The following is a 3,980-nucleotide window of genomic DNA, read 5'->3' as shown; positions in this document are numbered from 1 at the left end:
GGCAACGACACCATCGAGGGCGGGTCGGGCACGAGCTACCTGCGCGGCGAGGAGGGCAACGACTCGATCGTGGGCGGCTCGTCGTTCGACGACCTGCAGGGCAACATGGGCGCCGACACCGAGACCGGCGGGCTCGGGGACGACTGGGTCGTGGGCGGCAAGGACAACGATGTCCTCTACGGCAACGAGGGCTCGGACATCGTCTACGGCAACATCGGCGACGACCTCTGCTTCGGCGGCGACGGCGCCGACACGGTGCGGGGCGGCCAGGGCAACGACAGCCTGCAGGGCGACGCGGGCGCGGACTTCCTCGCCGGCGACCGCGGCTCAGACACCGTGACGGGCGGCTCGGGCGCCGACCTGTTCCACAGCTTCACCGGCGCCGGCATGGACCGCGTGCTGGACTTCAACCTCGCCGAGGGGGACCGGGTTTTCCTCGAACCCGGCACGGTCTTCAGCGTGGCGCAGGTGGGCGCGGACACCGTGGTCACCATGGGCAATCCCGACGACCAGCTGATCCTGGTGGGCGTCGACATGGGCGCCTTGGGCGAGGGCTGGATCTTCGGCGCCTGAAGCGAACAATCCCGTTTCCAGCCGCCGTTATCCGGCCTATATGGAAGACCTCACCGCCCGGCCGAAAGGCCGGGCGCCTTCGTTTTCGAGACCAGGCCGAAACAGGCCGATCAAGGCTAGACCATGACCCAGATCCTGATGCCCAAGGCGACCGCCGTCTGGCTGGTGGACAACACCTCGCTCACTTTCGATCAGATTGCCGATTTCTGCGTCCTGCACCCGCTGGAGGTGAAAGGCATCGCCGACGGCGAAGTGGCGCGCGACATCCGCGGCGCCGACCCGATCGCCAACGGCCAGCTGAGCCGCGACGAACTGGACGCGGCCGAGAAGAACCCGAACTACCGCATGAAGGCCCAGAAGAGCCGGCACGCCGAGCTCCTGAAGCCGGTCAAGAAGTCCCCGCGCTACACGCCCGTGTCGCGCCGCCAGGACCGCCCGGACGCCATCGCGTGGTTCATCCGCAACCACCCGGAAGTGCCGGACAGCCAAGTCGCGCGCCTCTTGGGCACCACCAAGGCCACCATCGACCAGGTGCGCAACCGCAGCCATTGGAACTCGGCCAACATCAAGCCGGTCGATCCGGTGACGCTGGGCCTCGCCACCCAGCTCGAGCTGGACGCCGTGGTGAGGAAGGCGGCCGACAAGAAGGCCAAGGACGACGCGCGCCGCGGCATCGTCGAGCCTGAAGGCGCCACCCTGCGCCCGGCGGCCGAGACCGGCGTGGTGGTCGAAGAGCACCACGAAGAGGACGAAGTCGAGCACACCGCTGAATCGGTCTTCGCCGACGACGATCACGGCGACGAGGACGAAGACTAGGATTTCCCTCCCTTGATGGGGAGGGACAGCTCGCCAAAGGCGAGCCGGGTGAGGCAGTCAGCGTCAAGGCGCGGGCGCGGGAGATTGCTCCACACTCCCTCACCCTGACCGCTGCGCGGTCTGTCCCTCCCCATCAAGGGAGGGAAAGGCTGTCAGTGCATCTGGCCCCGGAGGGTTTCGATCTCTTCCTTCAGCCTGAGCTTTTGTCGCTTGAGTTCCTTGAGTTTGAGGTCGTCGGCGTAGGGCCTTCTCATCTCGTCCTGGATCGCCTGTTCCAGGGACTGGTGACGGGATCCGAGCTCGCGGATCCGGGCATCTAGCGCCATGCGTAGAGCCTCCTCTCATTTGGACAGTTGCCGAGTGAACACCCGCTTCCCGCCGCTGTCAGATCACATATGTTTGCAGCTCCCGCTGGAACCGCGGGGCGAGTGGGGGATGCGTCGACGATGAGCGGGTCGGAGAAGGCGCGCCTGATCGTGGGCGTCTCGGGCGCATCCGGGATCGTCTACGGCCTGCGTGCGCTGGCCGCCTGCCGCGAGCTGGGCGTCGAAAGCCACCTCGTCATGAGCCGCTCGTCGGCGCTGACGCTCGACCAGGAGACCGAGCTCTCGGTCGCCGACGTCCAGGCGATGGCGGATGTAGCGCACAAGGTGGGCGACGTGGGCGCCTCGATCGCCTCGGGCTCGTTTCAGACACTGGGCATGATCGTGGCGCCGTGCTCGGTCAGGACCATGAGCGAGATCGCCACCGGCGTGACGGCCTCGCTCTTGACCCGCGCCGCCGACGTCACCCTGAAGGAACGTCGGCCGCTGGTGCTGATGGTGCGCGAGACGCCCCTGCACCTGGGCCACCTGCGCACGATGGTGAAGCTGACCGAGATGGGCGCGATCATCGCCCCGCCGCTGCCGGCGTTCTACGCGAAGCCGCAGTCGCTGGAGGAGGTCGTGGACCAGTCCGTGGGCCGCGCGCTGGACCTCTTCGGCCTGGCCTGGACTCCGGTGAAGCGGTGGGGTCTCGATGTGGGCCCGGTAAAGGGCGGGACCTGACCATGGCGATCTGGGAGTGGGCGCTCGAGGCCTATGCGCAGCCCGGCGTACCCGAGGCCTGCCTCAAGCTGCAGGACGAGCATGGCCAGAACACCTCGTTGCTGCTGTGGGCGGTCTATGCCGAGGTGAAGGATCCGCTCGTGCTGGCCCGCGCCGCCGAGGCCGCCCGCGCCTGGGACGCGACGGCGCTGAAGCCGCTGCGCGAGGTGCGGCGGGCGCTCAAGGCGCCGCTGCCGCCGTTCGGCGACGGCGCGCGCCAGGAGCTGCGCGAAGAGGTGAAGGCCGTCGAGCTCGCGGCCGAGCGGCTGCTGCTCGAGACGCTGGAGGGCCTGACAAGGGGCCGCGCCGGCGCGCACGCCCTCGAGGCCCTGGAAGCCGCCTCGAAGGCGTGGGACAAGCCCGCGCCCGCGGACGCGCTCGCCCGACTGGCCGCGGCCCTGGGCTAGGAACGTGGCGTACATGATCGACTACTCGACCTTCACCGAAGAGGCGCTGGAAGCCCGCCTCGCGGACCTGCGCCAGGATCACGCCGACCTGGACGCCGCCATCCAGGCCCTGGCCGCGAGCGCGGTGCCCGACCTGATCGTGATCGGCCGGCTGAAGCGCAAGAAGCTGGCGCTGAAGGACGAGATGGCCCGGATCGAGGACTTCCTGAACCCCGACATCATCGCCTAGCTATCCCGCCTTGCGCACCCGCTTGGCGGCGAACATGGCGGCATCGGCTTCGGCGATGAGGGCCTCTGGGTCGGCGCCTGGGGTGAGCTCGCGGACGCCGTAGCTGACCTTGAGGCCGGTGGCGGCGTCTTCGATGGCGGCCGCCAGAACGGCGGCCTTGGCCTCGGCGGTGGCCTGGTCGGCCTGGACGAGCACGACGGCGAACTCGTCGCCGCCCATCCGGCCCACGAGGTCGCTCTCGCGCACGCTCGCGGTCAGTTGCTCGGCCACGGCCTTGAGCGCCGCGTCCCCGGCGGCGTGGCCCAGGCGGTCGTTCAGGGCCTTGAAGCCGTCGAGGTCGAAGTAGACGAGGCTGGCCGCGAAGCCGTAGCGGCCCGAGAAGGTGGTCGCACGGCCCAGCTCGCGGACGAAGGCGCGGCGGTTGAGCACCGGGGTCAGGGCGTCGCGATCGGCCAGGCCCTCGGCCTCGGTGAGGCGGGCCCGCAGCGCGCCCACTTCGCGCTTCAGCGCGTCCAGCTCACCGATCAGGGCCTCGAGCGCGGCCTGGACGGCCGGCGTCATCTCGGCGCGCGGAATGCCTAGGAAGCTGACCTGATCCACCGGACCGGTCGCACCGACGGCCGCCGCAGCTCCCGGCGCGTCCGTGCGCCGGCGCTCCGGGCGGATCGGTTCGTTGCGGGCGCCGGTGATCTTCATCGGGTTTCCGGAAGGGTTAACGGCATTCCACGTTACGGCGGTTAAGGGAATCTAACCGCTCTGCATTGTGCCGGCAAAGCCGGCGCCTATACTCCGCGCCCTTCCGGCACCCCCTCTAGGATTACGCATCGCAATGAGCGCGCCTGTCGCCATCATCATGGGCAGCCGATCCGA

7 protein-coding genes are annotated in these 3,980 nt (G+C 69.2%); 5 read left to right on the top strand and 2 right to left on the bottom strand.

Translation table 11 applies throughout. The features are described from left to right. A partial coding sequence (locus VGD44_RS18955) for a calcium-binding protein (RefSeq protein ID WP_331089935.1) occupies positions 1–573 on the top strand: 573 nt, incomplete at its 5' end. A gap of 123 nt (positions 574–696) precedes the next feature. After that, positions 697–1,389: a DUF1013 domain-containing protein gene (locus tag VGD44_RS18950; protein ID WP_331089934.1), complete on the top strand. Its 693-nt coding sequence runs from the start codon at positions 697–699 to the stop codon at positions 1,387–1,389. Positions 1,390–1,541: 152 nt separating this feature from the next. Here VGD44_RS18950 and VGD44_RS18945 read toward each other — a convergent pair whose 3' ends face one another. Beyond that, entirely contained in the window at positions 1,542–1,715 is a 174-nt protein-coding gene (locus VGD44_RS18945; RefSeq protein WP_331089933.1) for a YdcH family protein, read from the bottom strand. Positions 1,716–1,835: 120 nt separating this feature from the next. Between VGD44_RS18945 and VGD44_RS18940 the strand changes: the two genes are divergently transcribed. The 3 genes from VGD44_RS18940 to VGD44_RS18930 are packed head-to-tail and all read left to right on the top strand — an operon-like array spanning position 1,836 to position 3,110. Then, complete coding sequence (locus VGD44_RS18940) at positions 1,836–2,435, top strand: UbiX family flavin prenyltransferase (protein WP_331089932.1); 600 nt, start codon at positions 1,836–1,838, stop codon at positions 2,433–2,435. A 2-nt stretch (positions 2,436–2,437) separates the two neighbouring features. Then, the gene (locus VGD44_RS18935; protein WP_331089931.1) at positions 2,438–2,881 is read left to right on the top strand and encodes a TIGR02444 family protein; all 444 of its coding nucleotides are present in this window, start codon (positions 2,438–2,440) and stop codon (positions 2,879–2,881) included. 13 nt (positions 2,882–2,894) lie between these two features. Beyond that, complete coding sequence (locus tag VGD44_RS18930; RefSeq protein ID WP_331089930.1) at positions 2,895–3,110, top strand: YdcH family protein; 216 nt, start codon at positions 2,895–2,897, stop codon at positions 3,108–3,110. On the opposite strand, the gene VGD44_RS18925 is transcribed toward VGD44_RS18930, so the two are convergent. Then, positions 3,111–3,806 (bottom strand): GGDEF domain-containing protein, encoded by a 696-nt coding sequence (locus VGD44_RS18925; protein ID WP_331089929.1) that lies wholly within the window; start codon positions 3,804–3,806, stop codon positions 3,111–3,113. Between the last annotated feature and the right edge of the window lie 174 nt (positions 3,807–3,980).

This window comes from Phenylobacterium sp., assembly GCF_036402295.1.
Lineage (GTDB): Bacteria > Pseudomonadota > Alphaproteobacteria > Caulobacterales > Caulobacteraceae > Phenylobacterium.
The sequence above is the reverse complement of the archived record's forward strand: the minus strand, read 5'-3'. Positions and strand labels throughout refer to the sequence as shown.

Bases quoted from the DNA above. Each gene is read 5' to 3' on its own strand.
- VGD44_RS18950 (WP_331089934.1), top strand. From the start codon at position 697: ATGACCCAGATCCTGATGCCCAAGGCGACCGCCGTCTGGCTGGTGGAC.
- VGD44_RS18945 (WP_331089933.1), bottom strand. From the start codon at position 1,715: ATGGCGCTAGATGCCCGGATCCGCGAGCTCGGATCCCGTCACCAGTCC.
- VGD44_RS18940 (WP_331089932.1), top strand. From the start codon at position 1,836: ATGAGCGGGTCGGAGAAGGCGCGCCTGATCGTGGGCGTCTCGGGCGCA.
- VGD44_RS18935 (WP_331089931.1), top strand. From the start codon at position 2,438: ATGGCGATCTGGGAGTGGGCGCTCGAGGCCTATGCGCAGCCCGGCGTA.
- VGD44_RS18930 (WP_331089930.1), top strand. From the start codon at position 2,895: ATGATCGACTACTCGACCTTCACCGAAGAGGCGCTGGAAGCCCGCCTC.
- VGD44_RS18925 (WP_331089929.1), bottom strand. From the start codon at position 3,806: ATGAAGATCACCGGCGCCCGCAACGAACCGATCCGCCCGGAGCGCCGG.